Below are 299 nucleotides of genomic sequence, written 5' to 3' on the forward strand. Positions count from 1 at the left end.
TGACTAATTGACCGCAGAATTTACAGCCGCAGTTGCGCAAGGTCAATTTGGCTTTGGATGCCCGGCCTGGCCCTGGTGCGAATCGGCCTGATCACAACCACGCTGCCGCGCAGGGCCATGACCATCAGTGAGTGGAAGTCGCCCGGCGTTAAGCGCAACGCCATCTCAACGCTGTCCGCCCTCCTGGATTCAGCAGTGCCCGGGGCGTCAATGCCAAAGAAGCCAGCGGCCATCCTTGAGCTGCCCAAGCGAAGCAAAAAGGAGATTTACCCCTTACGTTGGCTCCATGCACGCCCTTC

Annotated in this window: 1 protein-coding gene; it reads left to right on the forward strand. The window is 59.2% G+C overall.

Annotated features, from left to right (window positions below; genetic code table 11):
• Positions 1–57: 57 nt before the first annotated feature.
• A partial coding sequence (locus AC0L3U_RS39065) for a hypothetical protein (RefSeq protein WP_473365069.1) occupies positions 58–299 on the forward strand: 242 nt, incomplete at its 3' end.

This window comes from Bradyrhizobium sp. Kon69 (assembly GCF_055807515.1).